Below are 17,145 nucleotides of genomic sequence, written 5' to 3'. Positions count from 1 at the left end.
GAAATTATTGTTTATTTTTTTGTAAATGAATCGGTCCGGAGAGTAGTTCAGTCAAGTAAGTTTCGGCTTCGTCAAGGGTTACTTTATGTTGTCCTAAGTAGATCCATTTCAGAATTTCGATAATTGTTGTACTACAATGTTGAGCTACTAATTCTGATGGAGTATGAATAACTTTGGTATCAACACTATTTTTGATTGATGCGTAAATGACATCGGTAAAGTGGCGGACAAAGTGATTGACCAGCGGGCTGTCGATTGGATTATTCTCGATGATACTTAATAGTAGGGATTGATAATCTTCGAATAATTTATAAATCTGTGCGAAGGTCTCTTTAATAGTTAATTTGTTTTCTTGAGTATTGTTGACATCCAAGTGAGTGTCTTGTCCTAATTTGAACCAACAGAAATTCAAGAGATCAAATTTGTCATCAAAGTAGTTGTAGAAAGTGGCACGCGGGTAATCGGCTTTTTCGCAGAGAGCATTTACTGTAATTTTGTCAAAAGGTTTCTCGGCTAAGGAATCAAACATAGCGGTCGCAAATGCCCGTTGGGTGCGTTCAATACCACGTGATTGTTTAATATTTGGATCGTATTTCAAAATGTAAGCGCCTCAATTCTGGACAATTTTCATAAAATGTCAAAGTTTAGACAAAATGACAAGACTTGTCTCTTGCCCAAATTCGTAATTAACCTTATCATTACATTTGTATTTTTACAACTGTCCAAGTATGGATAACTGAATTTGATTAAGGGAATGTGATTTTTATGAAAGATTTTCGTCGTAAACAGTGGCCAGCACTGATCGTATGGTTGGTTGTAATCTTGATTGCAATCGTCGCTATGCCAAATGTTTCAGAGTTAGTCAGAGAAAATGGTGGGATAAAGCTACCCAACACAGTGGAGAGTGAAGTAGCTAATAAGATTCAGAAAAAAGCGAATAACAATAAATCGGTTCGTACCTACACAGCCGTTTTTAGTAATGGAAATCAAAAGCTTTCTTCCAATCAAACCGAAAAAATTAAAGATACTCTGTCTGATTTAGAGAATGAATCAGGTTTGAGTATTACAAATGTTATGGGACCAACAGATAATGCTGAAACAAAGAAGCAGTTGGTTTCTAAAGACAAAACTACTCAGTTAGCTCAGATTACGGTCAAAGCTAATGGAACTGTTAAGCATCAAGTTAGAGAGCTTAATAGTCAGTTAAAGACGTCTGGAATTAATACTTACGTCACAGGTAGTGATGCCTTGAATGATGACTTCTCAACAGTTACTGAGAAAGGTATTCAAAAGACTGAAGTTATTGCGGTTATCTTCATCTTTATCGTTTTGATCTTAGTCTTCCGTTCACCAATCGTACCAATTATTTCCTTATTGAACGTTGGTGTAGCCTTTGTTACCAGTTTGAGTGTTGTCATGAATCTAGCACAGCATGCCGGATTCCCAATCTCTAACTTTACCCAAGTCTTCTTAGTCGTTGTCTTGTTTGGTATTGGTACTGATTACAATATTTTGCTCTACGATTACTTTAAGGGAGCATTGGCAGAGGGACTGGATCCAGTTTCGGCGATGAGGTCAACTCGTAAACACGGTGGTCGTACAGTTCTCTATTCAGGAATTTCAGTTCTAATCGGATTTTCAGTTTTGTGGCTAGCTAAGTTCTCGTTCTATCAAAGTGCTTCAGCTGTCGCAATTGGTGTTCTTGTTCTATTGCCAGTTCTATTGACATTGAACATGTTCTTCATGGCCGTACTTGGTCCAAAATTATTCTGGCCAAGTAAAATTTCTAACGGTAGTAGTTCAAGTCGTTTATGGCATGGATTATCTAAGACAGCTTTGGCACAACCAGCTATTGTCTTGGGTGTAATTGTTATTTTAGCTATTCCATTTGTCATGACTATGAACGCTGATTTGAACTTTAATAATGCTGATGAATTACCAAGTAGCTATAAGTCAAAAGCTGGATATGAGATAATTCAAAAGCACTTTTCTAAAGGTATGACAGCTCCTATCACAATTTATATTCAAAGCGATAAGAAGTTGAATACTCAATCTAAACTAGCTGCTGTCGATCAATTAACACAATATCTTCAAAAAGAAGATGGTGTTAAGACAGTCGCTTCTGCAACTGAACCAGGTGGTAGTAAGATTGGTTCAATGTATTTGAAGGATCAATTGAAGACTATTACTAAAGGTTTAGCCTCATCTAAAAAAGGTTTAAATACTATTAAATCAGGTTTGGATAGTGCTAATACACAATTAAGTAATGCAAATATCAGTGGTAGCATGAGTCAAGTTCAACAATTGGCTGATGGTACTCAAGAGTTACAATCTGGTACACAACAATTGCAATCAGGTATCAGCAACTACACAGCTGGTGTTTCAAGTGCCAACTCTGGTGCTCAACAATTAGCTTCAGGTAGTAGCCAAGCAGCCAGCGGTGCTAATACTTTAGCTTCAAGTACACAGACTTTGGCTAGTGGTGCTAACCAAGTTGCTAGTGGCTCTAATCAATTAGCATCTAGTGTTGGTAGTGCGGCAGCTAGTTTGCCTACATTGACTGGTCAAGTTCAACAATTGAGTCAAGGGAGCAACACTTTAGCTACTGAAATGAATCAATTGACTGCAACAGTTAACCAATTAAAACCATTGCTTGCTCAATTACAAGGTAGTGGTGCACTTAGCCAAGCAACCGGTGGTCAATTAAGTGCTAACCAAATTTCTACATTAGTAAGTAGCATTAATCAATTAAACAGTGGTGCCGGTACTTTGAATAGCGGTATCAATCAATTTACAGGTTCACTTCCTGGTTTAACAAGCCAAGTTAGTCAATTAACTAGTGGTACACAAACTCTAGCAAGTGGTACTAACCAAGTTGCCAGTGGCGCTGGTCAATTGTCATCAGGTGCTAACAGTCTTGCCAGTGCTAACTCACAAATTGCTAGTGGGGCAAGTACTTTAGCTAGTGGTACTAATACATTGGATGCATCAAGTTCTACTTTGAATAGCGGTGCAAGTACCGTTGCCTCTGCTAGTCAACAAGTTAATACGGGTGTTCAAACATTGAATACTAAGTTACAATCAATGTCTTCACAAGTTGAACAATTACAACAAGGACTTGGTAGTGCTTCTGATGGATTAACAACCTTGGCAGATGGTAGTGATACCATGAATCAATATTTGACTGAATTACGTAAGTCATATATTGGTGATGATTTCTATCTACCTAAGGCTACAATTAAGTCAAAGGCCTTCAAGCCAGCCTTAGATACATATATGGCAGATCATCATAAGATTACAACTCTAACCGTTGTATTAAAGGGTGATCCAAATTCAACTAAAGCTAATACCCAATTCAAACGTATGCAAAAAGATTTGAAGTCCCAAGTTAAACATGGCGCATTAGCTGGAACTAAAGTTGCTATCGGTGGTCAAACATCACAAGATAACGATTTGAGAACTCTTGCTAATGGTGACTTTAAACGTACAGCTATTATCATGTTGATTGGTATTGGAATTGCTTTGATTGTTGTTATTAGATCAATTTTGCAACCAATGATGATTATTGGTACATTGTTAACTGCTTATGCTGTTTCAATGAGTTTAACAAGAATGATTTCTGCAACCTTCTTGGGTAGACCATTATTGAGTTGGAATACACCATTCTTTACTTTCATCATGTTGATGGCTTTAGGTGTTGATTACAGTATCTTCTTAATGATTCGTTACAGGGATGATCACGATGATGCTAACTTGAAGAGTCAGATGTTAAGAGCTGCTACAGCAATCGGTGCGGTTGTTATCAGTGCTGCTATTATCTTGAGTGGTACCTTTGCCGCTTTGATTCCTAGTGGTGTTACAACCTTGATTCAAGTTGCTCTAGGTGTAATTATCGGATTAGTTGTCTTAGTCTTCATCTTACCTATGACTATGTCCAGTTTGATCAGTTTAGCCGAATGGCATGAAATGAGTGAACATGGCGATCTTAAGAAAAAGAAAGCTTCAAAAGAAACTAAATAGTTAAAATAAAAGATCCAGTGACTCGATGTTGAGTTGCTGGATCTTTTTTATAACCATGGTTCTATTGGAGATAGTGGAAATTTGCCGTCCTCCACAACAAGAAAATTTGGCTGGAACGCCATGGGCCGACTTGAAGCTAATAATTTTGTACTTCGCACAAAATCATGGATCTTCAAGCTCGGCCTTTGCCTAAGCAATAAATTGCTAAGGCAAATTTCATGGCTGAGCTAATTTTCTTGTTGTTCCGGACTGGTGTGTTGTTCTTGTCTTTTATGTTTTTGAATTATTGAATAGTGGATTAATATTTATTTGGATGGAAGATAGTGTTGGATTTAAGATTGTGTTTCATTTTTTGGTTTAAAAAATAGAAGCACTCTCTAGTCCGGAGTAAAAATTGGGAATGCGTTCAACTATAAGATTATTGTTACCGGCTATGCCGGTTACAATAAGGCCGACTTTGGAAATCCATTATTTTGCACGAAGTGTAAAATAATTAGTTTCAAATCGTGCCTATAGTGTTCCAATGCATTCCCAATTTTTACGGAGGACGGGAATTTAAGTATATTTCTTACTTTATTCATACCGTTTGTGAAAGTATTTACAAGGGTCAACTAAGGCGGTAGAATTAAGTATGACAAATATTTGGAGATGAAGATTAATGGATGAAACAAAGAATTTAGTTAATAATGATTTTAAAGATATTATGTTCGATCGTCATTCATATAGAAAGTTCCAAAGTGATGTAAAGATTTCTCGTGAAGAAATTTCAGAAATGCTTGAAGAAACTATTACTGCTCCTTCAGCCTGTAACTTACAATCATGGCACTTTGTTGTCTGTGATGATGAAGAGGGTAAGAAGAAAGCTCATTCTGTTATGATGCCTTTCAATTACCCACAGACTGACAGTTGTTCAGCTATCATCTTTGTTTTAGGTGATACTCAATCACACTACAAGTACCGTGATGTTTGGAATAAGGCTTGTGAGAATGGTCAAATTAGTCCTGAGGAACGCGATAAGGTCTTCAAGACTTTCTTACCTTTGTATGAACATGCTGACAGAAGTTTCCTTGAAAAGGATGCTACAATCGACGGTAGTATGGCTGCTATGCAATTGCTACTAGTTGCTCGTGCTCATGGTTATGAGGCTAATCCAATGTCAGGTTATGATTTTGGTAAAATTGCTTCAACTTTTGGCTTGGATAGTGAAAGATATATCCCAGTTACGGCCGTTGCTATTGGTAAACCAGAAGGCGACTATACTAAGTCTGTTCGTTATGACGTTAAAAATGTTACTGATTTTATGTAAAAACGAAAAAAAGCTCGATGCACTACTAGTTGATAGTAGCTGCATTGAGCTTTTTTATTTAGTCTTCATTTTCTTCAAAGTTTGAAAATGACTCCGGTTTAGTGTCTTCAACAGGCACTTTACCGCGTTCTTTTAGGAAATAGATGATTGACATGACAACTAGGAAAACAACTCCTACAAGTAGCGATACGGTTGTCTCAGGGTTTAAGAACATGAATATCAGAATTATCACTAAAGAAATGATTGCTAGATAGTTACTGATGGGGAAGAGTGGCATTTTGAAGGGATGATCCTTCATCTTATCTTTATTGATTTTACGGAACTTCAATTCACTAAAGAGAATAACGAACCAAGGTACCATACCTGGAAGAACACTTGAACTATATACAATAACGAAGACGTCACCGGAAGTATGTAATAAAACGGGTAATGAATAGTTCAAAATTAGTCCGATTAAGATACCAATAGAAATAGCCAATACAGGAATGTAGGGAACGTTATGACGTGACAGTTTCACGAATGATTTAGGTAAGTGCTTCTCTAGTCCCAATGTATAAAGCATTCTACTAGAACTGAAAATACCAGAGTTACATCCGGACATAGCGGCTGTTAACATAACAAAGTTAATAATTTCGGCCGCAAAAGTAATTCCGACTTTAGAAAATGTTTCAACGAAAGGTGATCCAATTGTACCTAATTTGTCCCAAGGGTAAATCGCAACGATAACAAAGATAGCTCCAATATAGAAAATCAGGATACGGCCAACGATTGAACGAATTGCTTTGACAATATTTTCTTGAGGATTTTCAGCTTCACCAGCTGTAATACCAATAACTTCAATTCCTTGATAAGAAGCCACAACGATTGATAAGGCAAAGATGAATCCTTTTAATCCACCAGTGAAGAAACCGCCATGAGTCCAAAGATTACTGATACCAACGGGATGACCGTGGTTACCAACTCCAAAGACGATAACGAAGAATCCTAGAATAATCATCATAATAATTGTTAAAACTTTGATTAAGGCAAACCAAAATTCCAACTCACCATATGCTTTGACAGATGAAAGATTAGCCAGGCATAATGTAACAACAACTACTACACCAGCTATCCACTTTGGCATAGTTGGGAACCAAAATTCTAGATAGGTTCCGACCGCAATAACTTCACTGATACCTACTACTAAATATTGGAAGACATTGCTCCAAGCAGTTAAATATCCAACTACGGGATGTAGATATTCAGTTGCGTATTTGGCAAACGAACCGGTTGAAGGATCAACGTATAACATTTCTCCAAGAGCTCGCATTACCATGTAAAGGATGACGCCGGCTAATCCATAAGCTAATAGGACAGAGGGGCCGGTCCATTTGATGGTTGAAGCGGATCCCATGAATAATCCAACTCCAATTGTTCCACCTAAGGCAATCATTTGCATTTGTCTAGATGATAGACTCCGACTTAAGTTTTTCTTTGCCATATTAACTTCACTTCTTCTTTCCATACAATGTGTTCATAATATGTGAAAAGATGTTTTTTTTACATGGACTATATGATACCGCAGATTAATGAAATTGTCATTTATTTTTTCACTAAGTAAGTTACTTGTCATATATGAATAGGATAGGTGAAATATGAGTTGTGTTATTCATAATTTAAAATAAAAATTAATTAAATGTGATTCAATATAAATATAATGATATGTATTTACAATTTAAGGTATAAATTAGATAATGATAGTGTATAAGTAAAGGAAGTTTTTAAATCTCAAAATGTGCGGAATATAAGGTGGTCAAAAACCTTGATATCCCGCACAAAATATTTTTAGGATTTAAAAATAATAGGATGAGATTATGGATATTAATATATTTATTGAGCGGAGAAAATCGCTGAAAATATCCCAAGTAAAACTGTGTAAAGGCATTTGCACGCAATCAACTCTTAGTAAATTTGAAAATAATGGTCGAATACCTTCGTTGACCATTTTAAGTAAATTATGTGAGAGATTGGGACTTTCCGTAGATGATCTGTATAAGAATTCAATAGCTTCTACAACTCATATGAAATCAATTTTGGATAAAGCCGAAAGTGAATTGATGATGGAAGATTATTCGAATGTTTCAGAAAGTTTATCTGGAATTAACGCAGATGAAATTCATAATAATGCGCTAAAAATGCAATATTATTATCAACGGGGATTATTTAACGCGTTAACAAATGATAAGCTTGAAGACGCCTTCTATTGTTTTGCGCGAATTTTAGAAGATTTGGACGAAAGACATCAAACTATCTATACTCATTTAGCGTATGTAGGATTAGGTATCTTTTATTCTAAAATGGGTTTGATTAAAGAGGCTAGTTTCTTCTTTGAAAAGGTTTGGAATTACATTGATGTTCACAAAGATGAAACTTTTCAGAAAAATGGCATCAATATTTATTTAAGAATTTTGACAATTGTGTTTTATACGGCAGAGTTTTATATAAAGGTTAATGATTACGAGAAGAGTAATGAATTGATCTCACGGGGAATAAGACTTTGTTCGGAACAACATATTACTTACTATCTACCAAGGTTAAAGTTCCTTTCAGCTGTGATTGCTATTAATGAAAAGAAGCCACACACAGAAATTGAAGGATTATTGAGCGAGTCTTTGGCATTTGCTAAAATCAATCATAATGAAGTTGTCGAAGCTAGAATTAAGGCTTTACGTGAAAAGTACAATAAAGAAGTAGATTTAAAAAATGAATAGATTTTATCATACTAAAAAAGCTGACCGTTTTCGGTCAGCTTTTTGTTTAAGCTAATTTTCTAATCAATTCATAAAATCCTAAACCAATCAAAACAATTAGACCAAGCAAACTAAGTATCCAAGTGGTTTGATTGCCGGTTTGTGGTAATAAACCTTTCGTGACATCTTCGTTTGAAGTATTAGGATCACTAGCTTTTGCCGGTGTGAGAGGATTGTCAGGAAGTAATGGAGTTGAATCTGTTGATGTAGATTCATTGTTATTAGATTCTGATGGAATCAAATCAGTATCGGTAGAAGTATTAGGATTGCTTGGTTCTGTAGGTTGCTCAGGTTCTGTTGGAGTAGTTGGAATTGTAGGATTTGTTGGTGTCGTTGGTTTGTCAGGGTTGCCTGGCTTACCAGGATTTACTGGTGTGTTAGTCGAATGAGTGTTAATAATGGAAATATTGTTGTCATCGACTTGTTTGACTTCGGTAGTATAACCTGTAACTGGAGTTTCCTTAACAGAATATTTAGCGTTCTTATCAAGGTTATTCCAGGTGTATGACCAATCATTATCTGCATTCAAAATAACGGGATCACCAGTGTTTTTACCATCAGCTAATAATTGAACTTTAACTTGATCGGGACGAATCTTATCTTGGTTATTTTTATCGTTCCAAGTCTTTGTAACGGTCAAATTAGTTTTGTTATCAACGGGTGGTGTTACATGATTCAAAGTGTTAGTAATTGTAGCAAGACCATCTTTTGTAACAGTCTTTGTTGTGTAGCCAGGAACTTTAATTTCTTTGACTGAATATGTAATATCTTTGCCGTTTTCTTGTTTATCAAGATCTGACCAAGTTTTGGTCCATCCGCCTTTGGCATTTAAAGTGACAGGATCGCCGACGTTTTTACCATTAGCAGTTAATTGAACTTTGATTTCACTTGGACGAGTACTATCGGCATTGTTGTCGTCAGCCCATTTCTTAATAACAGTGAAGGTACGTTTGTTATCAGAAGGAGTTACTGATTTAGGTGTGTGCTTATTAATGATTGTTATATGTGTTGCATCGGTTGAAGTAGAAGTTGCTTCATAACCAGAAACATCATTTTCTTTAACACTGTAAGTTACATCCTTATCGTTAACTTTTTTGTCTAAATTTTTAAATGTATCGGTCCAATTATTGCCCTTATCTAAGGTAATAGATTTACCGGTATCTTTACCATCAGCTAGTAGACTAACTTTCACGCTATCGGGACGAATTCCATCTTTGTTATTTTCATCGTTCCAAGATTTTGTAACGGTCAATTCAGTTTTACTATCAACTGGTGGTGTTACAGGAATTAAAGTATTAGTGATTGTAGAACCATCATTAGTATCGGTAACATTAGTTGTATAACCCTTAACGTTAACTTCATTAACTGAATATTTAATATCTTTGCCGTTTTCTTGTTTATCAAGATCTGACCAAGTATTAGTCCAACCGCCTTTGGCATTTAAAGTGACAGGATCGCCAACATTTTCACCATTAGCAGTTAATTGAACTTTGATTTCACTTGGACGAGTACTACCAGAATTGTTGTTATCAGCTCATTTCTTAACAACAGTGAAGGTACGTTTGTTATCAGAAGGAGTTACTGACTTAGGTGTGTGTGTGTTAATAATAGTTACATGATTTGAATCAGTGAATTTGTAAGATGCTTCATAACCAGAAACATCATTTTCTTTAACACTATAAGTTACATCTTTATCGTTATCTTTTTTATCTAGATTTTTAAATGTATCGGTCCAATTATTACCCTTATTTAAGGTAATAGATTTACCGGTATCTTTATCGTTAGCTAGAAGTTTAACGGTGACACTAGAAGGTTGAAGTTTATCCTTATTATCTTCATCGTTCCAGCTCTTTGTAACGGTTAAACTAGTTTTTTCATCAGTAGTTGGTTTAGCAGTATTTGTAATTTGAACACCATCGTTAGTTGTATCAATGTTAGCGACATAACCATCGGGAACAGGATCTTCAATGGCTGAATATTCAATGGCTTTATCATCATTGTTGATTGCTAAATCATTCCAAGTGTAACTCCAATTATTATCTTTATTAAGTGGTACGGGTTCACCAGTTTTAGTACCGTTTTTAGTTAGATAAACTTCAACAGCGTCATGGTTAGTCTTGCCGTCAGCCCAAACTTTTTTAACTGTAAATGAGCGTGTAGTTGGAGTTGTCTGAGTCGGTGTGTTAGTGATCGTGAAATCATTTGTACCATCTGCTTTGCTAATTGCGGAATCATATCCGGTCGGTGTATCTTCCTTAACGGTATATGTAATATCTTTACCATTAGCTTGTTTGTCTAGATTAGTAAAACTATCACTCCATGTATTGCTATCACTCAATTTAACGGTCTTACCAGTATCTTTATCGTCTGCTAGTAAATGAACAGTGATAGGATCATGAGTTGGCTTAGTATTAGTATCCTTCCATACTTTATTAACCTTTACTTGAGTTGTTTCTGGTGTGGTTGATTTATAAGTATTGGTGATAGTTTCAGTTTGATGTGTTGTATCACTATCTTTAATTGAACTCGTAGATGAATATCCTTCTGGAACACTGGTTTCTTTGGCAGTATAAGTAATTTCCTTATCATTGTCATCGAATTTAGGGAGTCTAGAGAAGCTGTGCGTCCAGCCATTGGTAGAGTCTAATGTAACTGGATCACCAGAAGTCTTGTCGTTGGCATAAAGTTGAATCTTAATACTGTCAGGGCGAGCCTTTTTGGTATTGTTATTGTCGTCCCAAACTTTTTTAACAGTAAAGTTAGTGGCTAAGGTATTGGTTATAGTTTTTTCGTACTTATTACCAAGGGCATCTTGTGTTTTGCTGATGATATAAGGAGTATTTGTACTAGATTGATCTGGATCTAGTTCAGAAATGTACCAAATATCAGTGGGATTAGTGAAGCCAGTCCAAGTATGAGACCAGTTATTATCAGTAGCTGTTAAAGTAGCTTCATTACTCTGATTGTTAGCAAGTTTTGTTTGTTTATTATTGCTATCTCCATAGAGTCCGACCTTAATGCTATTTGGACGCATATTATATTTATTATTACCATCATGCCAAATTTTTGTAATTTTAATTGTTGAAGTATCTGGTGTCAAAATATTAGTAATATCGTGGTTACCAGTTGGAAGACCAGTAAAGCCTTTCACAGCATCTTCAGAAACTGTGTATTTAATTTCCGTTCCATTGCTATCGTACTTAGGCAAGTTATTGAATTCATAGAACCAGTCATTATCTTTAGAAACATTTTGGTGTCTAACAACTGTACCATTATTATCTAAAAGATTAATTGTAACTTGGCTAGGAATTACTGTCCCAGCAGGAACACTCCAAATCTTGTGACCTGTAATTGAAGTAATTGCAGAACCGGCTCCAGCATCACTACCAAGTTTATTGGTAGATATGTTAACTGGAACATTTTGGATTTCAGTTTTGTTTGAATACAAATCACCGGTATTACCGTAGTAATTTGAAAGGTTATCGTAATTGTCGACACTTGTGTAATAAACAATCATAACGGTGTGTGTGATAGTACCAAGATCAACTGTAAATCCGTCGTTTGTTTTAGTTATTTCTTTTCCAGCCATTAAATTATTCGAGTCCGCAGTTATTTCACCAGTATCATGATTAGCCGTGGCCGAATAAATTTTAACTGGATGTTCGGCATCATCTAAAAGTGTTTGATTTGGTCCGATAAAATCCTTATAGACAGCATTATCAATTGTATCGCCAGCATAGTTTATTCTGACGGTCCACTGGATTGTCTTATCTATGAAACCACCGTACTTATATAACTCTTCAGTAGCGTCAGGAACGGATGGCTTGATGTTAGCCGTGCCAGTTGAACCAGGATTATTTTGTGCAGATCCTTGATTAGTCCAATCTAAATCGATATCTTTGCCCACAGTCGTGTTGTTGACATCCCAGTTGACATTTACCCAGAATGAACCAGTGACCTCACTATTTTTAGATAAACTAGCGGCAGTATCATTGAAAGTTACAGTAATAGTACGATTATCCTTAGATAGATTAGCTGTTCCTAAGATAGTGGAAGTACCTTTTTGATAGACATTTGCTGAATCATTATTACTTAGAGCAATTTCTTTAGGAACAGAAACTTCCATTGTGTCACCTTTGTTAATAACATTGTTCTTACCATTTTTTGCGGTAGAAAATTCCCAGTAAGCTCGCATATTATCGTTTTGGTGAAATTCAGTCAATGGGTTACCAGTTGAATCTTGTAATTGAACTTCAGTAATCAATTGATTGCCCCAATCAGTTGTGCTGGACTGTTTGGTTGAATCATCGATTTTAGAAGTACTTGAATCTGTATCTGTAGTACTTTCAGTACTAGTAGGTGCAGTATTTGTAATACCTTCAGCATCTGTAGTGCCATTAGTATTTTCAGTGCCTGTAGTACCTGAATCTTTACTTGTAGTAGCAGTAGTCTGTGGAGTTGAAGCCCCAAGAGACGTACTGTCGGCGTTAACAACATTAGATGTACTAGTCATAAAAATGGATAAGATTATGACTAATAAACTAAATATGTTATTTCCCTTTTTAAACATATTTAATTCACCCTCAAAAATAAATTTATTGATATATAGTCATAATACTACTTTTAAAGGTGATTATTCGAACATAGAATAATTTTTTGGTTAAAATTCATATATGAATATAATCTTTTTTGACATTTGATATGCATTAAAGAGTTAAAAGTGATAATCAAAAGAAGTACTTGATTGATTCTTCAATCAAGTACTTCTTTTTTATGAATCACAATAATTGGAATAAATCATAAAAATTGGATGATAATTGATGTTTATGAGTTAAATAATGAGCATGATTCATATAATAAACATAAAAATCATAAAACTATACATAATGAACATAAAGCATCGTTGAAAGCGTATACATATGAACTTATCATAAAAAGTGTAAAGAGAAACAATTAAATTTATCGGAGGCAACAATAAAATGGCAAAAGCTACAAATATTAACGAAGTAACAAAAGAAAGTTGGATTTTAAATACATTCCCAGAATGGGGAACATGGTTGAATGAAGAAATTGAAAATAAGAAAGTTAAACCTAATACATTTTCAATGTGGTGGTTAGGCTGTACAGGAATTTGGTTGAAGACGGCCGAAGATACCAATATCCTAGTGGATATGTGGTGTGGAACGGGTAAGAGAACTCATGGTAATGGAATGATGCGTAAAGGACACCAAATGCAAAGAATGAGTGGTGTTCAAAAGATGCAACCTAATTTGAGAAATCAACCATTCGTTATTGATCCATTCGAAGTTAAAAATGTTGATGCATTGTTTGTAAGTCATATTCATTCAGATCATTTGGATATTAATACAGCTGCAGCAGTTAATAAGAATTGTCCAGATGCTAAATTCTATGGTCCGGAACAAGTAGTTAAAATTTGGCAAGGTTGGGGCGTTCCTGCAGAAAAGACAGTTGTTGTAAAACCAGGAGATACTGTGAAGATTGGTAAAACAACTGTGAAGGTTCTTGAAGGATTTGATAGAACGGCCTTAGTAACAGAAGATAACCCTGATGTAACTCTTAAAGGTAAGATGCCTCAAGATATGAATAAAATTGCTGTAAATTATCTGTTCGAAACAACAGGTGGAAATCTTTATCATGCAGCTGATTCACACTATTCAAATATGTTTGCTAAACACGGTAATGAAAATAAAGTTGACGTTGCCTTGGGTGCATATGGTGAAAATCCAAGAGGTATCACAGATAAATTGACATCTTCAGATATTTTGAGAATGGCCGAATCATTAAAGACAAAAGTTATTATTCCTGTTCACTATGATATTTGGACAAACTTTATGACAGATCCTAAGGAAATTGAAAATTTATGGAAGTTTAGAAAAGATCGTTTGCAATATAAATTCAAACCATTTATTTGGCAAGTAGGTGGGGAATTCACATATCCAGATGACAAAGACAGAATGGAATTTAATTACGATCGTGGCTTCTCAGATGCATTCTCAATTGATAATGACACACCATTCCCTTCATTCCTATAAAACAAAGAAACGCGGTGCAAATAATATGATGTTAAACGAAATGCTAGATAAAGATTTAGTTGAGATTACTGATAAAGAACCCCAAGACTGGAAAGAAGCATTAAAAGTTGCTGCTGGGAAATTAGTTGAACATGGTTACATCAAGGAAGCTTATACCGATGAAATAATAAAGAATGTAGAAGACAACGGTCCATACATTGTTATTGTTCCTGGTGTTGCTATGCCTCATGCTAACGCAAAAAGTGACAATGTTTTGGGTACGGCAATTGGATTCACAAAGTTTAATAAATCAGTAAGTTTCGGTCCAGACTCAAGTGCTAAATTATTCTTTACCCTAGCTGCCCGAGATCCAAATGAACACTTAAAAAATATTGGCGAACTATCTGACATGTTAATGACGGATGGTCTTATAGATAAATTGATGAACGTTGAAAGTATTGATGGTTTGAAAGAATTAATTGGATCTGACAAATAAAGGCAGGTGAGTATAAGAATGGATAATTTTTTTAGCATTCTTATGAAGATTTGGGATTACTTTGCTACAAATATTTTGACCCAACCAGCATATATGATCGGTTTTATCGTTTTATTGGGTTACATTTTGGAAAAGAAACCAATCTATGAATCAATTGCTGGTTTTATGAAAGCTGTTATTGGATACATGATCTTGATGGTAGGTTCTGGAGGATTGGTTAACAGTTTTAGACCAATTCTTACAGGATTAAAGACAAGATTTCATCTGACTGCAACGGTTATTGATCCGTATTTTGGACAAAATGCTGTTACAGACGGTGTTGTAAAGACTTTCGGGAGAACCTTTGGGGATGTAATGCTACTTCTATTGTTTGCCTTTGTCTTTAACATCATATTAGTAAGATTCCAAAAATTTACTAAATTACGTTCAGTATTTACTACTGGTAATGTACAAGTTCAACAAGCAGCTACAGCTTTTTGGCTATTGTTATTCTGTTTCCCTAAAATGGGTAGAATGGAAGTTTTGTTAGTAATGGGAGTTATCTTAGGATTATATTGGGCTGTTGGTTCAAATATGACTATTAGATATACTCAGGATTTAACCGATGGTGGTGGCTTTGCCGTTGCCCATCAACAAATGTTCGGTATTGCTTTGGTTTCTTGGCTGGCCGATAAAATAAAGAAACATGACGAAAAGACACAAAAGAAAGCCAAGAGACTTGAAGATATTGAGTTACCTGGATTTTTGAAGATCTTTAATGAAAATATGGTCGCTACCGGTATTTTAATGTTGTTCTTCTTTGGAATTATTATGTTGGTTTTGGGTCGTCCATATTTCAATGAAATTTATGTAACAAGCAAAGGTGCTTCAGGATTAGCACCTGGTGGTAGTTTCTTATTCTATATTTTGACTACATCATTAGGATTTGCTGTTAATTTGGCAATCTTACAATTAGGTGTTCGTACATTCGTTGGTGAACTAACAGAAAGCTTCAGTGGTATTTCAGATAAGTTATTACCTGGTTCAGTACCTGGTATTGATGTTGCCGCTACATTTGCTTTTGGTGAACCTAACGCCGTAACAATTGGATTTCTATTTGGTGCCTTAGGACAATTTTTGACAATTGGTGCTTTAATTGTTTTACATTCACCAACAATTATTATTGCCGGATTTATTCCATTATTCTTTGATAATGCAGCCTTTGGTGTATATGCTAATAAACGTGCTGGTGCTAAAGCAGCTATGATTCTTCCATTTATTAGTGGAGTGATTCAAGTTCTTGGTGCTGCATTTATCGCTAGTTGGGTTGGTTTAGCCAAATTTGGTGGTTACCTTGGAATGTTTGATTGGGATACATTATGGCCTGTATTCACAGCAATCATGAAGTACTTAGGTATAGCAGGTATCATAATAGTTATTATTATTTTGGTTGTTATTCCACAACTAGAATATAGAAAAGATCCTAAGAACTATTTCTTAATGGTTACTGATTATGATAAATATAAAGAAAGCGTTAGCAAAAAATAATTTATAATATAGTGGAGGCAAATTATGAAGGTTTTAGTATCGTGTGCAAATGGATCAGGAACAAGTTTAATGATGATGAGAAGCGTTAAGAAAGCTTTTGAAAGGTTAAATATCCCTATTACTAATATCGAGCATACAAGTATTGCCGAAGGTACAAGCACGGCTAAGCAATATGATGTTGTATTTACACCTATGAACTTTGTAAGTATGTTTGATGATGCAAAATCAAAAGGCGTTGTAGTCGTTGGCGTAAAAAATGTTTTGAGCGATAAAGAAATTGAACAGAGAGTTAGAGAAGAAACTGATTTTGTTAAATAGGGAGAAAAAACATGAAACCAAATTTACAAGTAGCTTTAGATAATAACACTTTAGAGAGTGCTTTAGCCGATGTTAGAGAAGTTGGAAGTATCGTTGATATTGTTGAGGCAGGAACAATTTTAATCCTTCAGGAAGGAACAAAAGCCGTTAAGTCATTGAAGGCTCTATTCCCTAACAAGATCGTTATTGCTGATACGAAATGTGCTGATGCTGGTGGAACAGTAGCTAAAAACATGGCCGACGCCGGAGCTGATTGGATGACTTGTATCTGTTCAGCAACAATTCCAACTATGAAAGCAGCTAACAAGGAAATTGATGAGATTCAAGTTGAACTATATGGTAACTGGACTAAGGAAGATGCTCAAAAATGGTTAGATGCCGGAATTTCACAAGCAATCTACCATCAAAGCAGAGATGCGCTCCTTTCAGGTGAAACTTGGGGCGAAAAGGATTTAAATAAAGTTAAGATGCTTGTTGATATGGGCTTTAGAGTTTCAGTGACTGGTGGATTAAACGTTGATACACTTAAATTGTTTAAAGGAGTAGACGTCTACACATTTATTGCTGGTAGGGCAATAACCAAGGCAGCCAACCCAGCAAAGGCAGCAACTGATCTCCAAAACGAAATCAAACGCATTTGGAACTAATAAAAAAAAC

At 35.4% G+C, this 17,145-nt stretch carries 13 protein-coding genes and 1 pseudogene; 9 read left to right on the top strand and 5 right to left on the bottom strand.

Going from position 1 to position 17,145, the window contains the following annotated elements; translation table 11 throughout:
* Nucleotides 1–4: 4 nt before the first annotated feature.
* Nucleotides 5–598, bottom strand: coding sequence for a TetR/AcrR family transcriptional regulator (locus tag LKACC16343_RS07610; RefSeq protein WP_056955019.1), 594 nt, complete (start codon nt 596–598; stop codon nt 5–7).
* Between the two features lie 167 nt (nt 599–765).
* On the opposite strand from LKACC16343_RS07610, the gene LKACC16343_RS07605 reads away from it, so the two are divergent.
* Entirely contained in the window at nt 766–4,020 is a 3,255-nt protein-coding gene (locus LKACC16343_RS07605) for an MMPL/RND family transporter (RefSeq protein ID WP_222592806.1), read from the top strand.
* A gap of 658 nt (nt 4,021–4,678) precedes the next feature.
* The gene (locus tag LKACC16343_RS07600) at nt 4,679–5,326 is read left to right on the top strand and encodes a nitroreductase family protein (protein WP_056955017.1); all 648 of its coding nucleotides are present in this window, start codon (nt 4,679–4,681) and stop codon (nt 5,324–5,326) included.
* Nucleotides 5,327–5,384: 58 nt separating this feature from the next.
* Here the strand turns inward: LKACC16343_RS07600 and LKACC16343_RS07595 are convergent, their stop codons facing one another.
* A complete protein-coding gene (locus LKACC16343_RS07595; RefSeq protein ID WP_056955015.1) occupies nt 5,385–6,806 on the bottom strand; it encodes an amino acid permease in 1,422 nt (473 codons plus the stop codon).
* Nucleotides 6,807–7,179: 373 nt separating this feature from the next.
* Here LKACC16343_RS07595 and LKACC16343_RS07590 point away from each other — a divergent pair, with 373 nt between their 5' ends.
* Complete coding sequence (locus LKACC16343_RS07590; RefSeq protein ID WP_056955013.1) at nt 7,180–8,076, top strand: helix-turn-helix domain-containing protein; 897 nt, start codon at nt 7,180–7,182, stop codon at nt 8,074–8,076.
* 46 nt (nt 8,077–8,122) lie between these two features.
* Here LKACC16343_RS07590 and LKACC16343_RS07585 read toward each other — a convergent pair whose 3' ends face one another.
* Nucleotides 8,123–9,307, bottom strand: coding sequence for a Cna B-type domain-containing protein (locus LKACC16343_RS07585; RefSeq protein WP_143444196.1), 1,185 nt, complete (start codon nt 9,305–9,307; stop codon nt 8,123–8,125).
* 22 nt (nt 9,308–9,329) lie between these two features.
* On the opposite strand from LKACC16343_RS07585, the gene LKACC16343_RS14560 reads away from it, so the two are divergent.
* A complete protein-coding gene (locus tag LKACC16343_RS14560) occupies nt 9,330–9,458 on the top strand; it encodes a hypothetical protein (RefSeq protein WP_256970559.1) in 129 nt (42 codons plus the stop codon).
* Between the two features lie 8 nt (nt 9,459–9,466).
* Here LKACC16343_RS14560 and LKACC16343_RS14710 read toward each other — a convergent pair.
* Together LKACC16343_RS14710 and LKACC16343_RS07575 are read right to left on the bottom strand one after the other, a co-directional pair.
* Nucleotides 9,467–9,610, bottom strand: a pseudogene (locus tag LKACC16343_RS14710) (Cna B-type domain-containing protein); the annotation flags it as partial.
* Between the two features lie 39 nt (nt 9,611–9,649).
* A complete protein-coding gene (locus LKACC16343_RS07575; protein ID WP_056955009.1) occupies nt 9,650–12,685 on the bottom strand; it encodes a Cna B-type domain-containing protein in 3,036 nt (1,011 codons plus the stop codon).
* A gap of 409 nt (nt 12,686–13,094) precedes the next feature.
* Here LKACC16343_RS07575 and ulaG point away from each other — a divergent pair, with 409 nt between their 5' ends.
* The 5 genes from ulaG to LKACC16343_RS07550 are packed head-to-tail and all read left to right on the top strand — an operon-like array spanning nt 13,095 to nt 17,135.
* Nucleotides 13,095–14,168 (top strand): L-ascorbate 6-phosphate lactonase, encoded by a 1,074-nt coding sequence (gene ulaG / locus LKACC16343_RS07570; protein WP_056955007.1) that lies wholly within the window; start codon nt 13,095–13,097, stop codon nt 14,166–14,168.
* Nucleotides 14,169–14,193: 25 nt separating this feature from the next.
* A complete protein-coding gene (locus LKACC16343_RS07565) occupies nt 14,194–14,643 on the top strand; it encodes a PTS sugar transporter subunit IIA (protein ID WP_056955005.1) in 450 nt (149 codons plus the stop codon).
* Nucleotides 14,644–14,661: 18 nt separating this feature from the next.
* The gene (locus LKACC16343_RS07560) at nt 14,662–16,170 is read left to right on the top strand and encodes a PTS ascorbate transporter subunit IIC (RefSeq protein ID WP_056955003.1); all 1,509 of its coding nucleotides are present in this window, start codon (nt 14,662–14,664) and stop codon (nt 16,168–16,170) included.
* Between the two features lie 24 nt (nt 16,171–16,194).
* The gene (locus LKACC16343_RS07555) at nt 16,195–16,488 is read left to right on the top strand and encodes a PTS sugar transporter subunit IIB (RefSeq protein WP_056955001.1); all 294 of its coding nucleotides are present in this window, start codon (nt 16,195–16,197) and stop codon (nt 16,486–16,488) included.
* Nucleotides 16,489–16,499: 11 nt separating this feature from the next.
* Nucleotides 16,500–17,135, top strand: coding sequence for a 3-keto-L-gulonate-6-phosphate decarboxylase UlaD (locus tag LKACC16343_RS07550; protein ID WP_056954999.1), 636 nt, complete (start codon nt 16,500–16,502; stop codon nt 17,133–17,135).
* Nucleotides 17,136–17,145: the final 10 nt, after the last annotated feature.

It is taken from the genome of Companilactobacillus bobalius, assembly GCF_002179915.1.
In the GTDB taxonomy this organism is placed as follows: Bacteria; Bacillota; Bacilli; order Lactobacillales; family Lactobacillaceae; genus Companilactobacillus; species Companilactobacillus bobalius.
Note: the sequence above shows the minus strand (reverse complement) of the source record. Positions and strands in the feature narration are given on the sequence as shown.